The sequence below is a fragment of the Nocardia arthritidis genome (assembly GCF_011801145.1).
Classification (GTDB): Bacteria; Actinomycetota; Actinomycetes; order Mycobacteriales; family Mycobacteriaceae; genus Nocardia; species Nocardia arthritidis_A.
Map to the genome: position 1 here is coordinate 2,870,464 of NZ_CP046172.1, position 20,009 is coordinate 2,890,472.

Consider the following 20,009-nt stretch of genomic DNA (forward strand, 5'->3'; position numbering starts at 1 on the left):
GCTGCGTGGCTGGACGACTCCCTGACCGCGATATCGCGGCGATACGCGACCGCGTCCGGATCGAGGACGTGGTGGGGGAGTACGTCGCCCTGAAACGGGCCGGCGCCGACTCGATGAAGGGTCTGTGCCCGTTCCACGACGAGAAATCGCCGTCGTTCCACGTGCGGCCCAACCACGGCCTCTTCCACTGCTTCGGCTGCGGTGAGGGCGGGGATGTCTACAAATTCCTGCAGAAGATCGAGCACATCGGCTTCGTCGAAGCGGTCGAGCAGATGGCCGACCGGATCGGTTATCAGATCAACTACGAGGGCGGCGGCACCTCGGTGCAGCGCGACCGCGGCACCAGGGCCCGCCTGGTCGCCGCCAACGCCGCGGCGCACGAGTTCTATATGGCGCGGCTGCGCGAGTCCGAAGCCGAGGCGGCCCGCAAATACCTGACCGACCGCAACTTCGACGGCAACGCCGCACAGCAGTTCGGCTGCGGTTACGCGCCCGACGGCTGGGACACCCTCACCAAACATCTGCTGCGCAAGGGCTTCGACTTCAAGGAGCTGGAGGCGGCGGGCCTGTCGAAACAGGGCAAACGCGGCCCGATCGACCGGTTCCACCGGCGGTTGCTGTGGCCGATCCGCAACCTCGGCGGCGAGGTGATCGGCTTCGGCGCGCGCAAGCTGTTCGATGACGACACCATGCCGGGCAAATACGTCAACACACCGGAAACGGTGCTGTACAAGAAGTCTCAGGTGCTGTTCGGGCTGGATCACGCCAAACGCGAGATCGCCAAGGGACATCAGGCGGTGGTGGTCGAGGGCTACACCGATGTGATGGCGATGCACCTGGCGGGCGTGAAAACCGCGGTGGCGTCCTGCGGTACGGCCTTCGGCGAGGAACACATGGCGATCCTGCGCCGCTTGCTGATGGACGACAATTTCTGGCGCGGCGAGATCATCTACACCTTCGACGGCGACGCCGCAGGGCAGGCCGCGGCGCTGAAAGCCTTTGCGGGCGACCAGAGATTGGCCGGGCAGACCTATATCGCGATCGCGCCCGACGGCCAGGATCCGTGCGAACTACGCCAGCGCTCCGGCGACGGCGCGGTACGCGATCTGGTGGCTCGGCGAACCCCGCTGTACGAGTTCGTGATTCGCGGTCTGCTCGCCGACCACAACCTGGACACCGCGGAAGGTCAGGTCGAGGCGCTGCGGCGCGCGGTGCCGGTGGTCGCGCAGATCAAGGACAATGCGCTGCGCAAGGCGTACGCCACCAAACTCGCGGGCTGGGTCGGCTGGGACGATATCCAGACCGTGGTCCGCCGGGTCGGCGAGGAGGCGCGCCGCAACCGGAACGGCGTGCAGCGCAACGGATCCGGCCGCACCTCCGGCACCGCGGTGAACGAGGCGGCCACCGCCTCACACGCCGAACGCCCGGCCGCGCGGCCCAGCCCCAACGACCCGAGCCTGCTCCCGCAACGCCAAGTGCTGTGTGCCGCACTGCAATACCCGGCCATCGCAGGTGCGGCATTCGACGCGCTCGAGCCGGAGGCGTTCACCCACCCCGCGTATGTGACGGTGCGCACACTCATCGGCGCGGCGGGCGGCACCTCCGCCGGACTCGGCGGCGCCGAATGGGTCAACGCGGTCGCCGACCACACCGACGACCTGGTGATGCGCGCATTCGTCTCCGAATTGGCCGGAGAGCCGCTGCCGGTGAAATCCGCCGACGACATCCCCCGCTTCGTCACGGGCGTGCTGGCGCGCGCCCAGGAGTCCTGGGTGGGGCGCCAGATCGCCGAGCTGAAGTCGAAGCTGCAGCGGGTGTCCTCCACCGAACAGTCGGAGGCGTATATGGCGCTGTTCGGGGATCTCGTCGCGTTGGAGCAGTACCGGAAGAGCCTGCTGAAGCAGGCGATGGGCAACTCCGACGATTTCGCGCAGAGCCCGTAGCGGTTCGGCCCTGTATCGGGCCGAACCGTAACTACTGCCCGGATTCAGCGGCGCAGCTGGTCCTGCGGCACCAGCAGTGTGGTGCGCTCATCGATCGGCTGCATCGGCTCCAGCTTCGGGCGCGTGCTGAGCTTGTCCGACAGCCGCTGGCGGCCCAGGAGTACGAGCTTGCGGGTCACCGGACTTTCCGTCACGGCGCGCGTAGCGGCACTGATCTGCTCATAGCGGGCTCGCCCGGCCTTACTTCCGAGCACATAGCCTGCCGCTATGCCGATGATCAACCGCAGCATCTCGATACGCTCCTCCCAGTTGCCAATTCGCGGCTCCCATCCTGCCCGACGCCACCGACACATGTCGATCCGGCCACCCCTTCGGCCACCCCGACCCACCCCCACAAGTGAGCTGGTAGAGACACGATTTGGGAACGCGCGTACCGATACGCTAAAGTTTCTTCTCGGCCGCCGGAGACGGCAGCCAGGGAAACAATCCCCTATAGCTCAATTGGCAGAGCAGCCGACTGTTAATCGGCAGGTTTCTGGTTCGAGTCCAGATGGGGGAGCTTCCACAAGGCCCTGACCAGCAGGAACGTCCTGCACAGGTCAGGGTTTCTTTGTTTTCAAGGTCGAATGAGTCGAATTTGCGGAGTAGTCGACAGTAGCTCTGAAATGGTTCGAGTCACGTCTTAATCGCTTGGGTTCGATCGCACCGCGGTTGTCCCACCTCTCGGTTGCGAGCCGCATTGCGCGGGATGCGACAGCGGGCGAATTTCCAGCTGCTCGGTCGCTGCCTCGATGCCTCGCGACTGCCGGACGTCGGTACGACGCATGTCAAGGCGGAGTTGGCCGCGCAAACGGGTTGGCGCGGTGCATAAGTCGCTTTCGCGGGCGTGGCGTACCCGTTGATGTGATTGGCGATCGACTCGGGATGTCGGCGCCGGCGGCGCAATTGGCGCAGGCTGGACCGCCGCGCGGAGTAAGGAACGGTGCCCGCGCGACCAAGTAGGGGGATTCGACAGCGACGGGCTTGGAGTCGGGGCTGGCGGGCTGCGTACTACTGGATCGGTTGGTGGTGGGGGCGGCTTGCTCGTGGCGGCCGACCGCACTTCCTCGATACCCTCCGCCGTCGTGCGCAGCTCGCGGGCCGCTGCGTGCCCGCGGCGGAGCCTTTCTGTCGTATCCGTCGGTGCGGGAGGCAGTCTGTGCACCCGGGATTGGTGAGGTAGTGCTGCTCGGCTATGCGGTCGACTTGGCATCAGGGAGAGCGATGTGGTGCCCGAGCTCCAACGAATTCGGGTAGGTCGATTGGTCCCGATCGGTGGGGCCGAGTGAGGGAGAGGCGAATTCGCTTGACGGGTTTGCCGTTTCGGGGAATTCGGGTGTAACCCGCTACCGCAGGGCCGCGGCCGGTTCAGTTGCGTTGCGCGGGCAAATGGATTGGGCGCGTGCGGGTGTCACGGTTCCTCGGTGAGAATTCGTAAGCTGTCGCCGAGTTTTGCGGCTAGGTGTTCGAGTTGGTCGGGGGTTATGCGTTTGCCGAAGGCTGCGGCGTCGAGGAGTTGGCGGCGAACGTTGTCGATCTGGGTTTGGGCGAGTGAGATTCGAGAGCGTTCGAGCACTGGGGGAGAGTATCTCATCGGGGGATCCGTTCTGACGATGGTCTGGGTTCACAACTGGCGGTTGGGGATTGGGAGTTTTGTTTGTTGGACAAGGGGGTGGTGATCTAGTCCAATCAGTTATCGACGCCTGCTTACGACTGAAGAAGGGCGACGGTAGTGGATTTCGAGATTTCGGTGGTGGACGATCTGCCGTGTCACCGGTGCGGTGACACGCTGATTTGTGCTGTGCGGGTGCCGCATTCGTTTCTGCGGGAGGACGGCGTCGAGGTGCGCGGAATGCGGACGGTGGGTTTGTGCCCGAACTGTGCGGGAGACAATCCGGCGGCTCGGGCGGTTGTCGACCACTTTCGAACCGGATCGCGCCTGCCCGATATCGCTGTGCCGCTGGGGGAGTGGTTGAGCGAGGTGTTGCCCGCACAGGTCGATGACGCGCAGCTGGCGGCGCTGCGCGCCGGGGGTTCCTGTCCCGCCTAGCAGTCCGTGCGAAAGCTGTTGTCAGGTAAGCACTTTGACGCCTCGCACGGCTCGCAGCTCACCCAGCAGGGCGGAGCTGACGGTCACCGGATATTCGTCGACCGCGAGTGTGGTGCGGCGTTCCCGGTAGGACAGTATGAGGCGCACCGGGGTTCCGCCGTGGTGGGATCGCAGGGCCGATTTGAGTTCGAGGACGCTGTCGCGGTCGGTGGTTTCGGCATTGATTTCCAGCATCAGCGGGGGTGTCTGTTCACCGCGTTCGACGGAGCTGACGTCGAGTGGTGCGAGGTGTGTGCCGAATATCCCCATTTTTTCCTCCCGCCAATTGACTCGCCCCTCTACCACCACGACCGCGTCGACGGCGAGGTCGGCCGCGAATACGCTGTAGCTCTTCGGGAAGAAAAGCACCTCGACCGATGCGTCCAGGTCCTCGATGACGGCGATCGCCCAGCTTTCCCCCTTCTTGTTGACCCGGCGTTCCAGCGCGGAGATCATTCCCGAAATGGTGATCGTCCCCTCCCGTGGCGCATTGGCCAGAACGGCGGCGATCGGCTTCGGCGCAGCCTTGCGGAGAATGTGGCTCGCGCCGTCCAGTGGATGTCCGGAGACATACAGTCCCAGCATTTCTCGTTCGATTCCGAGCAGTACTTTGCGGGGCCACTCCTCCCCGTCGAAGCGCAGGTGGCTCAACGGTGAGGAATTGCTGGATTCCTCCGCTGATTCGCTCTCGATGCCGAACAAGTCGAACTGTCCCATCGCCTCTTGACGTTTGAGGCCGGTGACGGCGTCCACCGCCTCTTCGTGGACGTCGATGAGCGCCTTGCGCGGATGCCCGAAGGAGTCGAATGCGCCTGCCTTGATGAGAGATTCGAGGACGCGCTTGTTACAGCAGACCAGCTCCGACTTCTCCACGAAATCGGCGAACGAGGTGTATTTGCCCTTCTTGTTACGGGTTTCGATGATCGACTCGACCACGTTGGCCCCGACGTTGCGAATTCCGCCGAGCCCGAACCGGATATCGTTGCCGACGGCGGAGAAGCGCAGCGAGGACTCGTTCACATCCGGCGCCAGCACCTTGAGGCCGAGCTGTCGGCATTCGGCGAGGTAGATCGCTGACTTGTCTTTGTTGTCCGCCACCGAGGTGAGCAGGGCCGCCATATATTCGGCCTGATAGTTGGCCTTGAGGTAGGCGGTCCAGTAGCCGACCAGCGCGTACCCCGCGGCGTGTGACTTGTTGAACGCGTATCCGGCGAACGGCAGGACCGTATCCCACAGCGCCTGCACCGCCTCATCGGAGAATCCTTGTTCGCGCATGCCGGCTCGGAAGCCCTCGAACTCCTTCTCCAGGACCTCGAGTTTCTTCTTACCCATCGCCCGGCGCAGCACGTCGGCGCGGCCCATGGAGAAGCCGGCGACGCGCTGGGCGATTTGCATGATCTGTTCCTGGTACACGACCAGGCCGTAGGTTTCGGCGAGGATATCGCGCAGCGGTTCGGCCAGTTCCTCGTGAATCGGCTGAATCGCCTGCCGGGCATTTTTGCGATCGGCGTAATTGTTGTGGGTGTTCATCGCCATCGGCCCGGGCCGGTACAGCGCGTTGACGGCGATGATGTCCTCGAAACCGGTGGGCCCCAACCGCCGCAGCAGATCGCGCATGGCGTTGCCATCGAGCTGGAATACGCCGAGGCTGTCGCCGCGGCCCAGCAGCTCATAGGTTTTCGGGTCGTCGGTGCCGAGCGAATCGAGCTCCACCTTTTCGCCGCGGTTGGCCTCGATATTGTCGATCGCATCGCCGATGACGGTGAGGTTGCGCAACCCGAGGAAGTCCATCTTCAGCAGTCCGATGGCCTCGCAGGACGGATAGTCCCAGCCGGTGATGATCGCGCCGTCCTCGCGTTGCCACAGCGGGATCACATCGGCCAGCGGTTCCGCGGACATGATCACCGCGCAGGCGTGCACGCCCGCATTGCGGATCAGGCCCTCGAGGCCGCGGGCGGTCTCGAAGATGGTGGCTACGTCCCTGTCGGTCTCGATCAGCGAACGGACCTCGGCCGCTTCGGGATAGCGTTCGTGCTTCGGATCGACGATGCCCGACAGCGGGATGTCCTTGGCGGCGACCGGCGGTGGCAGCGCCTTGGAGATCCGGTCGGCGATGGCGAAACCCGGCTGGCTGAAGTGGACCCGGGCGGCATCCTTGATCGCCGCCTTCGTCTTGATCTTGCCGAAGGTGATCACCTGGGCGACGCGGTCGGCGCCGTATTTCTCGGTGGCGTAGCGGACCATCTCACCGCGGCGGCGATCGTCGAAGTCCATATCGATATCGGGCATGGATACCCGCTCGGGGTTCAGGAACCGCTCGAACAGCAGGCCGTGGTGGATGGGATCGAGATTGGTGATGCCCAGCGCGTAGGACACCAGCGATCCGGCGGCCGAACCACGGCCCGGACCGACTCGAATGCCTTGCTGCCGTGCGTAATTCATCAGGTCGGCGGTGATGAGGAAGTAGGCGGGGAACCCCTTCTGCACGATGATGTCGATCTCGAATTCGGCGCGGCGCAGGTATTCCTCGGGCACGCCGTCGGGCAGCCGCCAGTCGAGGCCGCGCATCACCTGCGCGCGGAACCACGAGGTGACGTCGTAGCCTTCGGGCGCTTCGTAGACCGGCATCCGGTCGGTGTGCTCCCACACCTCGGCATAGGATTCGACCCGCTCGGCGATGAGCAGGGTGTTGTCGGCCGCGCCCGGGACCTGGTTGTCCCAGTACGCCCGCATTTCCTCGGCGGATTGCAGGTAGTAGCCGTCGCCGTCGAATTTGAATCGGGTCGGATCGTTGAGCGTCTTTCCGGCCTGGACGCACAGCAGTGCGGCGTGCGCGTCGGCCTGATCCTTGGTGACGTAATGAGAGTCGTTGGTGGCCACCGGGGGCAGACCGAGTTTCGCGCTGATCTCGAGCAGACCCTCGCGCACCGACCGCTCGATCGGCAGCCCGTGATCCATCAATTCGACGAAGAGGTTGTCCTTGCCGAAGATGTCGCGGTAGTCGGAGGCGGCCTGAATGGCCTCGGCGTGCTGGCCGAGTCGCAGCCGGGTCTGCACCTCGCCGGAGGGGCAGCCGGTGGTGGCGATGATGCCGTCGGCGTGCGCGGCGATCAGCTCCCGATCCATGCGGGGCTTGCGGTAGTAGCCCTCGATACTCGCCAGCGAGGACAGTTTGAACAGGTTGCGAAGTCCGCGCGCGTTACGCGCCAGCATCGTCATATGCGTGTAGGCGCCGCCACCGGAGACGTCGCCGCCGACACCCTCGCCATTGGAGCCGCGCTGATTGGCCTGACCCCAGAACACCGGCTTCTTGTGCCACCGGCTGCCGGGGGCGAGGTACGCCTCGATGCCGATGACGGGCTTGATCCCCATTTTCGTTGCGACCTGGTAGAACTCGTCCGCGCCGAACATATTTCCGTGGTCGGTCATCCCCACCGCGGTCATCCCGAGCCGACCGGCCTCCTCGAACAGCGGCTTGATCTTCGCCGCACCGTCCAGCATCGAGTATTCGGTGTGAACGTGCAGGTGAACGAATGAGGACAACGGACGCCTCCAGATGCGGCTAGGGCTCGGATCGCTCTATTCGAGCCGAGCCCGCGAGCGGGGGTCAAACAATCGACACGCACATCCCGACAACCGGTGGTTGTTATGGCTGGCCTTGTGCCGCAGGCTGATCCGTGCGCGGACCGGACACGCTGAGCAAGGATTCCGCGATCAGGTCGATGACGGCGATCCGGTGGGCGGTCAGGTAGAAGTGCCCGCCGGAGAAGACCCGGGTCTCGCACGACGCGGTGGTGTGCCGCGCCCAGTCGCGCGCCTCCTCGACGGTGGTCTTCACATCGTCGTCGCCGACCAGGACCGTGATCGGCGATCGGACGGTGACTTCCGTTGCGCACCGGTAGGTTTCGATCGCCCGGTAGTCGCCGCGGATCGCGGGCAGGATCATCCGCAGCACCTCCTCGTCGCCGAGCAGCGCGCTGTCGGTGCCGCTGAGCGAACGAAGCTCCGCGACGAGCGCATTGTCGCCCCGGGTGTGCACGTTCTCGTCCCGATGCCGGGAGGGCGCCCGGCGACCGGAGGCGAACAGCATGGTGAGCACGATGCCGTCCCGCTCCTCGAACCGGCGGGCGACCTCGAAGGCCACGATCGCACCCATGCTGTGCCCGAAAAAGGCCAGCGGGATATCGGTCCACGGTTTCAGCGCTCGGTAAACCTGTTCGGCGAGCGTATCGATATCGTCGATACACGGATCGAGCCGTCGATCCTGTCGTCCCGGGTATTGCACGGCAAGCACTTCCACCGAACCGGAACCGGACAGCGCGGCCGATACCGGGAAGAAGAAGCTGGCAGACCCGCCGGCGTGCGGAAAGCAGACCAGCCGGATCGCCGGGGCCGATACCGGATGGGGCCGTCGGATCCAGCGCGCGTCGTGCACTGTCGGTTCCGCCATGTGCTGGGTACTCCTTCGGTCGAAATCCCCGCTCTGCCAACCGAAATCGGATGACAGAGCGGGGCGGGGAATCAGTAGCGGCGCTCACCGTCGCCGCTCAACGGCGACCACCACTGGGTGTAGTTCGTCGCGCCGTCACCGAAGATCCCCCCGGCGCCCTCGACGACCTTTCCGTTCTCCCACTTGAGCATCTGCACGCCCGAGATGTCGAGGACGTCGAAGGGCGAGGTGCTGCCCTCCGGTGCGCCCTTGCGCACGGCGTGGATCTTGTTGGCGTCGATCGAATAGCCGTCCTCGTTGTTGATCAGCAACGTGACGGGTTGCATGCTCCACGTGCCGCCGGAAGCCTCCAGCATGCCCTGCACGTAGGTCATGAAGTCGTCGATGCCGATCCGCCAGCCCGCGTGCGCATGACTGCCCGGCGCGAGAAAACGCAGGTCCTCCGACCAGTACTGGGCCGTCTTCGCACGGTCTCCGGAACTGACCGCCTCGTAGGCGGCGGCGACCAGTTCGGGGGTGATCTCGGTCATTTCTTCCTCTCCTGTTCGGTTGTCACCGGTAGTGCGGTGAGCCACGAATCCACCGCTCGCGCAGCGTCTTCGGCGTGCTCTCCCACGATCGTGAAGTGGTCGCCCGCGACCGCGAGGTCGGCGTCGCAGAGCTTCCAGGACGGGCCCCAGTCGGCGTCGGCCAGCGGCGTTCCGTCGGTATCGGGCAATGCGTCGGCGGCGCGCAGAAACAGCGTCGGGACGTCGATGCGCTGCGGTTCCCAGGTCCCGAACACCTCGAAGTAGCCGCCCATCGCGGTCAGCGACACATGGTCCATCGAGACCAAATCGCTGCGCCGCGCGAACAATCCGTGCGTGAAGGCCCGGCTGAGCCTGGGATTCATCTCCATGGGCAGATAGGTGTCGACGAGGACGACGGCGGACGGCGGCGCATCGGTCCGCGCCAGGCGGGCGGCCACCTCGTGGGCGATCCAGCCGCCCGACGAGTAGCCGAGCAGCGCGTACGGCTCGCCCGCCGCATGTTCGAGCACCGCCCGCGCCTGCGCCTCGGCGAGGGCGGCCACGCTGCCCGGAAGCCGTTCTCCGGCACCGAATCCCGGCTCGGGCAGTACCACGGTGTCGCGGCGCTCGCGCAGCGTCGCGGCGAACCGCGCGTATTGGTGCGCTCCGGACATGGCCACCACCGCGGGGAAGCAGATCAACCGTGGCAGCCGCGGTCCGCGCGCCAGCGGCACCGGATGCGGCCACCGGTCCAGTTCGTCCGGATCGTGGAATACCGGGCGCAGGCGAGCCGCGACGCGCGCCAGTTCCATACCCGCATCGATTCGATCCTCGACACACGCGACGCGGAACAGGGCGCCGAGCGGGTCGTCGACCGCCGGGGACGGCGCCGTCCGCGCCAGTTCGTCGGACAGGTAGCGGATCAGCGCGGGCGGCGTCGGGTAGTCGAACACCAGGCTCGCGGGCAGTCGCAGTCCGGTCGCCGCTTCCAGCCGGTTTCGCAGATCGACGGCGGTCAGCGAGTCGAAGCCGAGTTCGGTGAATGCCCGTCCGGCATCCAGTTCGTCGGGCGAGGCGTGACCGAGTACGAAGGCGACCTCGCGACGGACCAGCTCCGGCAGCGCCGATTCGCGTTCCGCAGTGGACAATTCGGCCAGTCGCGCCGACGGATCCGGCTGCGGCAGCGCACGAACGTCGGCTCTGGGGGAGGGGACCAGGCCGCGCCAGATCGGTGGCAGCGGCTCACGGGCGGCCGCGGCCCGGAGCGCGGCGATATCCGCGTGCACCGGTACGAGCAGTGCTTCCGGCCGGTGCAGTGCGGCGTCGAACAGCGCGAGACCCTCCTCGGTCCGCATCGGTACCAGCCCGCCGCGGACGAGCCTGCGGCGTTCGGCCGCCATGCCGTCCTCGATATCCCACGGGCCCCACGCCAGCGAGACCGCCGGAAGACCGTTCGCGGCGCGGTGCGCGGCGAGCGCGTCGAGGAAGGCGTTACCCGCCGCATACGCGGCCTGGCCTGCCGAGCCGAGGATCCCAGCCACGGATGAGAAGAGCACGAATGCCGTGGTGTCCCTGGATAATTCGTGCAGGTGCCACGCGGCGTCGACCTTCGGGCGCAGTACTCGGGCGAGTTGTTCGGCGGTCAGCGATCCGACCACGCCGTCTTCGAGCACACCCGCGGCGTGCACCACCGCGTGCACCGGGCGATTCGCGAGCAGCGTCGCGACCTGGTCCCGCTCGGCGACATCGCAGGCGACCACTTCGACATGTGCGCCCGCGGCCGTCAATTCCGCACGCAGAGCCGCCATTTCACCGCGTCGGCTGACCAGCAGCAGGTCGCGGACACCGTGCGCGGTGACGAGATGCCGGGTGAGCAAGTGCCCGAGCGCGCCGGACGCGCCGGTGACCAGAACGGTACCGCCGCTCAAATCCACACCGGGTGCGGCGGATCCGGTGAGCCGAGTGAGCCGGGGCGCGTGCACGCCACCGTCGCGGATGACTGTTTCGGGCTCGCCGGATGCGAGCGCCGCGGCCAGCGGTCGCCAATCGGGACGATTCGCGCCGGAGGCGATATCGATCGTGGTGATCCGGCCGGGGTGCTCGGCCTGGGCCGCACGCAGCAGGCCGGTCAGCGCGGCCATCGGCGGATTCGTGGTCGCGTCCCGGGTCACCACGACGAGGCGACTCGCCGAGAAGCGCGAATCGGCCAGCCAGGATTGCAGCAGCGCGAGGACGTGCGCGGCCAATTGGGTGGTGGCCGTGGGCAGATCGCCGTCGGGTTCGATAGGTGCGAGGAATACCGCGTCGGGGGTCGCGCCGGAAGTCGTTGCTGCCGAGGCCAATTCGACTAGGTCGGGATATGACTCCACGCGAGCGCCGCTGTCGCGCAACGTCGAGGTCAGCCAGGAACCCTCGAGAACTGCCCACCACGACGGGGGCGCGACCTGTTTCGCGGGCAACTCCTGCCAGCGCACTCCGAGCAGCGCCCGCGGGGTATCGCCGCGTTCGATGGTCGACCGGCGCAGGGCCAATGTCGTCACGCCGCCGATGTCGCGGCCGTCGGTATCGGAAAGGTCAAGTGCCACAGCATCGTTGCCGGCCGAACGGAGCCGCGCGCGCAGTGCGGTGGCGCCGGAGGACGTGATGCGGACACCGCGCCAGGCGAAGGGCAGGCTCGGACCGGAATCCGCGGCCGCGACGAAGTCACCGAGCCCGATGGCGTGCAGGGCCGAGTCCAGGAGCGCGGGATGGATGACGTGTCCGGTCACGTCGATCCCCTCCGGCAGGGCCACCTCGGCGAATACCTCGTCCGCGGTGCGCCATGCGGCGCGCAGACCGCGGAATGCGGGACCGTAGTGTAAACCGTTGTCCGCCAACCGATCGTAGATCGCGTCGAGGTCCACGGCCTGGGCGTCCCGTGGCGGCCACGGCTGCGCGGCCTCGGTGGTCGGCGGTGTGCCCGGTTCGGTGAGCACCGCGGTGGCGTGCCGGGTCCAGGTGTCGTCCGTGCCGGATTCGCGGCTGTGCACGCGGGCGGTCCTGCGGCCCGCGGAGTCGGGCGGCTCGACCGTCACCCGGATGTCCAGCGCCGCATCGGCCGCGAGTACGAGCGGCGCCTCCATGACGAGGTCGTCGAGTTCGCCGACGCCGCATTCGAGGCCCGCGTGCAGTACGAGATCCACCTGCGCGGCGCCGGGTAGCACGATCCGGTCCCCGACCCCGTGGTCCGCGAGCCACGGATGGGTATCGAGACCGATGCGGCCGCAGCACATCAGCGCATCCGACTCCGGATCGGCGATCAGCGCGGTCAACAGGGCATGCCCGGACCCGTCGACACCGGCCGCCGCGAGATCCGCCGGACCGGATGCGCGATGGTCGAGCCAGTAGCGCTGACGTTGGAACGGGTAGGTCGGCAGGGAGGTGATGCGTGCGCCGGAGCCCGCGAAGTAGTTGTGCCAGTTGGGATTCGCGCCGCCGACGACGAGGTGGGCGAGGGCGGTGGTAAGGATGTGGACCTCGGGCCGATCGGCGCGCAAACCGGCGACGGCTCCGGCGGGCAGATGGTGCGCCAGGGCGGAGGTGGGGCCGATCTCCAGATAGGTATCGGCGGTGATGTGTGCGATCGCGTCGGCGAAGCGAACGGTGTTGCGGGCGTGGCGGATCCAGTGGTCGGGGTCGGCGAGGGTGGTGTCGTCGACTCGGTCGCCGGTGACGGTGGAGACCATCGGGAGGACCGGTGGCGCGAACGACAGGCTCGCGACGACCTCGCGGAATTCGTCGAGGACGGGGTCCATCAGCGGTGAGTGGAAGGCATGGGAGACCCGTAGCCATTTGCTCCGATGCCCGTCGAGGCGTTCGACGATGCCGGTGAGTGCGTCGCGATCACCGGACAGCACAAGGGAATTCGGTCCATTGACGGCGGCGATGCCTACGGTGTCCTCGAATCCTTCGAGCGCGGGGCGGATCTCGTGTTCGGATACCTCGACGGCAACCATCGCCCCGCCTTCGGGCAATGACTGCATCAACCGGCCGCGGGTGGCGATGAGGGTGGCGGCGTCGGTGAGGGTGAGAACGCCGGTGATGTGAGCGGCGGTGATTTCGCCGATGGAGTGTCCGGTGACGATGGCGGGGGTGATGCCCCAGGATTCCCAGAGCCGGTAGAGGGCGGTCTGCGTGGCGAATAGGGCGGGTTGGGCGTATAGGGTTTGGTCGAGTAGTTCGGTGTTTTCGCCGAAGACGATCTCTTGCAACGGTTTCGGCAGGTGCGGGTCGAGTGCCGCGCAGGCGGCGTCGAATGCTTCGGAGTAGGCCGGGTAGGTGTTGTAGAGTTCGCGGCCCATGCCGGGGCGCTGGGTGCCTTGTCCGGAGAACACCATCGCGATTCCGCCGCGGGAGGCTCGGCCGACGATGACGTCCGGATGTGCGCCGCCCCGGGCGAGTGCGAGGAGGGCCTGCGTGCGCCGGGTCGGATCGCCGGTGATCACCACCGCGCGTTCGTCGAGTCCGGCCCGGCCTACGGCCAAGGAGTAGGCGACGTCCACGAGCGCCTTGTCGTCGAGTGCATCGGCCAGGCGGGCCGCCTGGGCGCGCAACGCCGTTGGCGAATGTGCGGATAGCAACCAAGGCGTGGCGGGGGCGTCATCGGGGCGCGGCGCGACGGGTTCGGTGGGTGCTTGTTCGAGGATGATGTGTGCGTTGGTGCCGCTGATGCCGAAGGAGGATATGGCTGCGCGGCGTGGTCTGTTGTGGTCGGGCCATGACTGGTTTTGGGCGAGTAGTTCGACTTTGCCTGTGTTCCAGTCGACTTGGGTGGTGGGTTGGTCGATGTGCAGGGTCCGTGGCAATTCACCGTGCCGCATGGCCATGATCATTTTGATGATGCCTGCGGCGCCTGCGGCGGCTTGGGTGTGGCCGATGTTGGATTTGATCGAGCCGAGCCAGAGGGGTTCGTCGCGGTTTTGTCCGTAGGTGGCCAGTAGTGCTTGGGCTTCGATGGGGTCGCCGAGTCGTGTTCCGGTGCCGTGTGCTTCGACCGCGTCCACCTCGGACGCGCGTAAACCGGCGTTGGCGAGGGCCTGCCGGATAACCCGTTGCTGCGCAGGGCCGTTGGGTGCGGTGAGCCCATTGGACGCACCGTCCTGGTTGACGGCCGAGCCACGCACGACCGCCAGCACAGGGTGGCCGTTGCGGCGCGCGTCCGAAAGTCGTTCCAGCAGCAGCAGTCCGACGCCTTCGCCCCAACCCGTGCCGTCGGCGTCGGCGGAGAACGCTTTACAGCGTCCATCGGGTGAAAGCCCGCCCTGCCGACTGAATTCGGTGAATGTCGTGGGAGTGGCCATCACGGTCACACCACCGGCCAGCGCCATGGTGCATTCGCCGTTGCGCAGCGCCTGGGCAGCTAGGTGTACCGCGACGAGCGAGGACGAGCAGGCGGTATCGATGGTGACCGCCGGACCCTCGAGTCCATAGGTGTAAGAGATGCGTCCCGAGGCGATGCTGCCCGCGCTGCCGTTGCCCAGATATCCGGCGACCTCCTCGGGCGCCCGGTCGAAACGGGCGGCGTAGTCGTTGTACATGACGCCGGTGAAGACGCCGGTCTTGCTACCGCGCACTGATTTCGGGTCGATGCCCGCGTATTCGAAGGTTTCCCAGGCGGTTTCGAGCAACAGTCGCTGCTGTGGGTCCGTCGCGAGCGCCTCGCGCGGCGAGATCCCGAACAGCGTCGCATCGAATTCGGCTGCCTCATACAGGAATCCGCCCTCGTGGGTGATGGATCCGCCCGGTGTGTCCGGACCGTAGATCCGCGCCGCGTCCCATCCGCGATCGGTGGGGAACGCGGTGATGGCGTCCCGACCGGAGACCAGCAGGCGCCACATGTCATCGGGATTGCCGATACCGCCCGGATATCGGCAGCCCATCCCGACGATGACGATCGGATCATCCTGGGACGCAACGGAAATCGCCGGTGCGGCGTCGATCGTGGCCGTGCCGGACAGTTCCCCGCGCAGATATGTCACGAGCGCGGCCGCATTCGGATGATCGAAGACGAGCGTGGCCGGAAGTTCGAGCCCGGTCGCCGCGTTCACGCCGTTGCGGAACTCGACGGCGGTGAGCGAGTCGAAACCGAGGTCGTGGAAGGCGCGCTCGGGAGCGATCGCGGTCGGGTCGGCATGGCCGAGCACGGCGGCGGCCCGCTCTCGGACGAGGGTGAGCAGGGCGCCGTCGCGATCGGCCGGGGACATCCGGCGAAGCCGCTCGGCCAACGAATCCGCAACGCCCGCAACGGCTCTGCGTGGCGCGGCGGGCACGAGCGCACGCAGCAGCGGAGGCACGGATCCCATGGCGGCGGCGACCGCGTGCGGGTCCAGATGCATCGGGACGACGACGCGGGCATCGACGGTCAGGGCGGCGTCGAACAGGCGCAGGCCCTCCGCCTCGGTCAGCGGCCGCATGCCCCGGCGCGCGGCGGCGGAGTTCGCCATACCGGTGTGCCAGAGGCCCCAGGCGATGCTGGTGGTGTTGGGGTGGTGGTGGGCGAGGGTGTCGAGGTAGGCGTTGGCGGCGGCGTAGTTGGCTTGGCCGGGTGAGCCGAGTGTTGCCGCGGCGGAGGAGAAGAGGAAGAGGGGGGTGTCGTGGTCGCGGGTGAGTTCGCGCAGTAGCGATGCCGCGGTGGCCTTCGGCGCGAACGTGCGACGCAGGTGTTCGGGTGTCTGATTGGTGAGCACCGCGTCGTCGACGACGCCCGCGCAGTGGACGACCGCGGCGAGGTCGCGGCCGTGCAGGACGGCGGCGAGTTCTTCGCGATCGGTCAGATCACAGATCGCCGACGCCACCTGGGCTCCGGCGGCGGTCAACTCCGAGCGCAATTCGGTCGGAATCGGGCGGCGGGCCAGCAATAAGAGGTCGCGCACGCCGTGCTCGCGCACGAGGTGCCGGGCCACCAGACCGCCGAGTGCGCCCGTCGCTCCAGTGATCAGCACCGTGCCGGTCGTCCAATCCGGGCCTGCGGTGGTGTCCGGCGCCGCCCGCACGAGCCGGGGCGCGAACACCTCCCCGTGCCGGACCGCGATCTGGTTTTCCCCCGCGGCGACGGCGGCGGTGACCGGCTCTTGCCACGGCGAGTCGAGGTCGTCGACATCCACCAGCACGAACCGTTCGGGGTGTTCGGACTGTGCCGACCTCGCCAAACCCCATACCGCCGCATTGGCCAGGGCCGCGGGCGCCTCGGTCGGCCGATCGTCGTCGAGTAGCCGGGAGCCGGTGGTGACCAGCGCGAGGCGGGCGGCCGGGCCGCGCAGCCAGTCCTGCAGTATCGAGAGTGCGTGTGCCGCAGCTGCTTCAGCGTCCTCGGTCGGTTCGAACGGCAGGAAGGTCAGGTCCGGTTCCGCGGTGGCTTCGGCGGGCGGCAGCGCCACCCAGGAGGTCCGGAACAGCGAGCGATTCAGCCTGCCGGTCGCGCTGGGGCGCGGCAGCGGTCGCAGCACGAGCCGGGCGACGTCGAGCACCGGTCGGCCCGTGTCGTCGGCGAGCAGCAGCGATACCGCGTCCCGTCCGGCGGGCGTGATGCGCACCCGCAGGCGCCGGGCGTTGACGGCGTGCAACGCCAGCCCGCTCCAGGAGAACGGCACGACGGGTGTGTCGGCGTCATCCAGGAATCCGGCGAGCCCGATGGGGTGCAATGCGGCGTCCAGCAGCGCCGGATGTACCGCGAAGCGGTCGGCGTCCGGATGCTGTGCCTCGTCGAGCTCGATCTCGGCGAATACCTCGCCGTCGCACCGCCACGCCCGGCGCACACCCTGGAACGCGGGGCCGTACCGCAGTTCGGGCCGATCGCCGTACAGCGCATCGGTATTCAGCGGTGTCGCACCCGCGGGCGGCCATGCGGTGAGCCCGCCGACGGGCGGTGCGACCTCGGCGGTGAGCCGCCCCCGCGCGTATTCGGTCCACGGTTCGTCCGCGGCGGCGCGAGCGAATACGGTGACCGCTCGCCCGGAATCCGGTGCGCCCACCAGGATCTGGAGTTGGACAGCGGCATCACCGGGAAGGACGAGCGGAGCGCCGAGGGTGAGTTCGGCCAGTCGCGGATGATTCACGTGCTGCCCGGCGTACAAGGCGAATTCCACGAATGCGGCGCCGGGTAGGAGTATTTCGCCGTGCACGGTGTGATCGGCCAGCCACGGATTCGCCGCCGGGGAGAGCGTGCCGGTGAGCAGCACGCGATCGCCGTCGGCGAGGGCGATGACCGTATCGAGCAGCGGGTGGGCCGAATCGTCTGCGGCCGCTGCCGATTCGAGCCAGTAGCGCGAGTGTTGGAAGGCATAGGTCGGGAGCGCCACCTGATGTGCGCCGCTGTCCGCGAAGTAGTTGTCCCAGTTCGGGTTCGGCCCGCGGACGACGAGCTGAGCGAGGGCGGTGGCGATCGCGCGAGGTTCCGGATGTCCGGCCCGCAGGCTCGCGACGGCTCCGGTGGGCAGATGAGGGGTGAGCGCGCTGCCGGGGCCGATCTCCAAGTGCGCGGCCGGTTTTCGGGACGCGATGGCGGCGACGGCATCGGCGAAGCGGACGGTGTCGCGGGCATGGCGAACCCAGTGTTCGGGGTCGGCGAGGGTGCGGTGGTCGACCGGAGTCCCGGTGACGGTGGAGATAATCGGGACGGTGGGCGGGCGGAAATCCAGGCCGGCGACGACGGTGCGGAATCGGTCGAGAATCGGGTCCATCAGCGGGGAATGGAAGGCGTGCGAGACGCGCAGCCATTTGCTCCGATGCCCGTCGAGGCGGTCGACGATTTCGGCCAGCGCGGAGCTTTCGCCGGACAGCACAAGCGAATTCGGGCCGTTGACCGCCGCGATGCCGACCCGGTCCGCATATCCGTTCAGCCGGGGCAGGATATCGTCCTCGGCGCAGTCGACCGCGACCATCGCGCCGCCCTCGGGCAGCGATTGCATCAGCGCGCCGCGGTGCGCGACGAGCGTGGCGGCGTCGCGGAGGGTGAGCACGCCCGCGACGTGCGCGGCGGCGATCTCGCCGATGGAGTGCCCGGCGAGCACCTCGGGTGTGACGCCCCAATGTTCCCAGAGCCGGAACAGCGCGACGTGCAGGGCGAACAGTGCGGGCTGGGCGTACCGGGTGCGGTCGAGCAGCTCGGCGTCGGCGCCGAATATGACCTCGCGCAACGGATTCGGAAGGTGCGGGTCCAGTTCCGCGCAGGCGGCGTCGAAGGCCGCGGCGTATACGGGGTAGGCGTCATATAGTTCGCGGCCCATGCCGGGGCGTTGCGTGCCCTGACCCGAGAACACCATGGCCACACCGCCTTTGGCCGTTCGCCCGGTGATCGCCGTCGGGGGTTGGTCGCCCGCGGCGAATGCGAGCAGCGCCCGCCGGTACTCGTCGCCGTCGCGGCCCAGCAGGACGACGCGTTCCTCGAACGAGGCGCGCGTGGTCGCCAGCGAGTATCCGATATCGAGTATCGCGGCGTCGTCCACCCCGTCGGCCAGCCGAGCCGCGTTGGCGCGCAACGCCTCCGGAGTCCGGGCCGAGAGTAGCCAAGGCACGATCGGCGGGGGATTGCCGCTATCGGCCGCTTCCTCCGGTTTCGGCGCCTGCTCCAGGATGATGTGGGCGTTGGTGCCGCTGAAGCCGAACGAGGACACACCGGCACGGCGAGTGCCGTCGCGCTCCGGCCATGCGACGGGTTCGGTCAGCAATTCGACCGCGCCCGCGCCCCAGTCGACCTCGGGCGTCGGTTCGTCGACGTGCAGTGTGCGCGGCAAGGTGGCCTGCCGCATCGCCAGCACCATTTTGATCACACCCGCGATACCCGCGGCGGCCTGGGTGTGGCCGATATTCGATTTGATGGAGCCGAGCCGAAGGGCTTGGTCGCGGTTTTGTCCATAGGTGGCGAGCAGGGCCTGTGCCTCGATGGGGTCGCCGAGCCGGGTTCCGGTGCCGTGCGCCTCGACGGCGTCGACCTGCTCGGCACGCAATCCGGCATCGAGTAGGGCATCGCGGATGACGCGTTGCTGCGACGGGCCGTTCGGTGCGGTGAGGCCGTTGGATCGACCGTCCTGGTTCACCGCGGTACCCCGCACGATCGCCAGGATCGGATGACGGTTGCGGACGGCGTCGGACAACCGCTCGACCACCAGCATGCCCGCGCCCTCGGCCCAGCCCGTGCCATCGGCGTTGCGGGAGAACGACTTACACCGGCCATCCGATGCGAGGCCCTGCTGCCTGCTGAAATCGATGAACGGCGCCGGGCTTGCCATTACGGTGACGCCGCCGACCAGGGCGAGCGAACATTCCGAGCGACGCAGTGCCTGGCCCGCCAGGTGCAGCGCCACCAGCGACGACGAGCAGGCGGTATCGATCGTGACCGCCGGGCCCACCAAGCCGAGGGTGTACGCGAGTCTGCCCGACGCGATGCTGCCGGAATTACCGGTGCCGAGAAACCCCTCGACCACATCCGGGATCCGGGCCAGGCGCGAGGCGTAGTCGTGGTACATGACACCGACGAACACGCCGGTGCGGCTGCCGCGCAGCGAATCCGGCACGATGCGCGCGTTTTCCACGGCCTCCCAGGCAGTTTCGAGCAACAGCCGCTGCTGCGGGTCCATCGCCAACGCCTCGCGCGGCGAGATGCCGAAGAACTCCGCGTCGAATTCCGCCGCGTCGTAAAGGAATCCGCCCCGCAGGGTGTCGCTGCTGCCCGCTTCGCCGGGCCGCGCGCCCCGCAGTCCGGCGATATCCCAGCCGCGGTCGTCGGGGAATTCGCCGATCGCGTCCCGGCCGGTGGACACCAGCTGCCAGAGCTGTTCGGGCGTGCTCACCCCGCCCGGATACCGGCACGCCATGCCGACCACGGCGAGTGGTTCCCGGCCGCTCTCCTCCGCAGCGCGCAGCCGCTGGCGGGTGTCGCGCAGCTCGGCCGTGAGGCGCTTGAGGTACTGAAGGGTCTTTTCCTCGTTCACGTCACGTCACTC

Annotated in this window: 8 protein-coding genes and 1 tRNA gene; 3 read left to right on the plus strand and 6 right to left on the minus strand. The window is 67.6% G+C overall.

What is annotated here, in order from left to right:
* The first annotated feature begins 5 nt into the window (after positions 1-5).
* Positions 6-1,943 carry a DNA primase gene (dnaG, locus tag F5544_RS12805; protein WP_167473402.1) on the plus strand — a complete coding sequence of 646 codons (1,938 nt, stop codon included), beginning with the start codon at positions 6-8 and terminating at the stop codon, positions 1,941-1,943.
* A gap of 44 nt (positions 1,944-1,987) precedes the next feature.
* Here dnaG and F5544_RS12810 read toward each other — a convergent pair whose 3' ends face one another.
* On the minus strand, positions 1,988-2,233 hold the full coding sequence (locus F5544_RS12810; RefSeq protein ID WP_167473403.1) for a hypothetical protein: 246 nt from the start codon (positions 2,231-2,233) through the stop codon (positions 1,988-1,990).
* A 196-nt stretch (positions 2,234-2,429) separates the two neighbouring features.
* On the opposite strand from F5544_RS12810, the gene F5544_RS12815 reads away from it, so the two are divergent.
* A tRNA-Asn gene (locus tag F5544_RS12815) sits at positions 2,430-2,502 on the plus strand.
* A gap of 891 nt (positions 2,503-3,393) precedes the next feature.
* Here F5544_RS12815 and F5544_RS12820 read toward each other — a convergent pair.
* Positions 3,394-3,558: a DUF6374 family protein gene (locus tag F5544_RS12820; protein ID WP_167473404.1), complete on the minus strand. Its 165-nt coding sequence runs from the start codon at positions 3,556-3,558 to the stop codon at positions 3,394-3,396.
* Between the two features lie 156 nt (positions 3,559-3,714).
* Here F5544_RS12820 and F5544_RS12825 point away from each other — a divergent pair, with 156 nt between their 5' ends.
* Positions 3,715-4,032, plus strand: a complete 318-nt coding sequence (locus F5544_RS12825) for a DUF6300 family protein (protein ID WP_167473405.1) — start codon at positions 3,715-3,717, stop codon at positions 4,030-4,032.
* Positions 4,033-4,053: 21 nt separating this feature from the next.
* Here the strand turns inward: F5544_RS12825 and dnaE are convergent, their stop codons facing one another.
* The 4 genes from dnaE to F5544_RS12845 form a co-directional block, all read right to left on the minus strand.
* Positions 4,054-7,572 (minus strand): DNA polymerase III subunit alpha, encoded by a 3,519-nt coding sequence (gene dnaE, locus F5544_RS12830; protein ID WP_238847437.1) that lies wholly within the window; start codon positions 7,570-7,572, stop codon positions 4,054-4,056.
* 145 nt (positions 7,573-7,717) lie between these two features.
* Entirely contained in the window at positions 7,718-8,521 is an 804-nt protein-coding gene (locus F5544_RS12835) for a thioesterase II family protein (RefSeq protein ID WP_167473407.1), read from the minus strand.
* A gap of 71 nt (positions 8,522-8,592) precedes the next feature.
* Entirely contained in the window at positions 8,593-9,051 is a 459-nt protein-coding gene (locus F5544_RS12840) for a nuclear transport factor 2 family protein (protein WP_167473408.1), read from the minus strand.
* Positions 9,048-19,997: a type I polyketide synthase gene (locus F5544_RS12845; RefSeq protein ID WP_167473409.1), complete on the minus strand. Its 10,950-nt coding sequence runs from the start codon at positions 19,995-19,997 to the stop codon at positions 9,048-9,050. The genes F5544_RS12840 and F5544_RS12845 overlap by 4 nt, the downstream gene beginning before the upstream one ends.
* Between the last annotated feature and the right edge of the window lie 12 nt (positions 19,998-20,009).

Coding starts and splice junctions, on each gene's coding strand:
- F5544_RS12810 (WP_167473403.1), bottom strand. CDS start 2,233: ATGCTGCGGTTGATCATCGGCATAGCGGCAGGCTATGTGCTCGGAAGT.
- dnaE (WP_238847437.1), bottom strand. CDS start 7,572: ATGCTGGACGGTGCGGCGAAGATCAAGCCGCTGTTCGAGGAGGCCGGT.
- F5544_RS12835 (WP_167473407.1), bottom strand. CDS start 8,521: ATGGCGGAACCGACAGTGCACGACGCGCGCTGGATCCGACGGCCCCAT.
- F5544_RS12840 (WP_167473408.1), bottom strand. CDS start 9,051: ATGACCGAGATCACCCCCGAACTGGTCGCCGCCGCCTACGAGGCGGTC.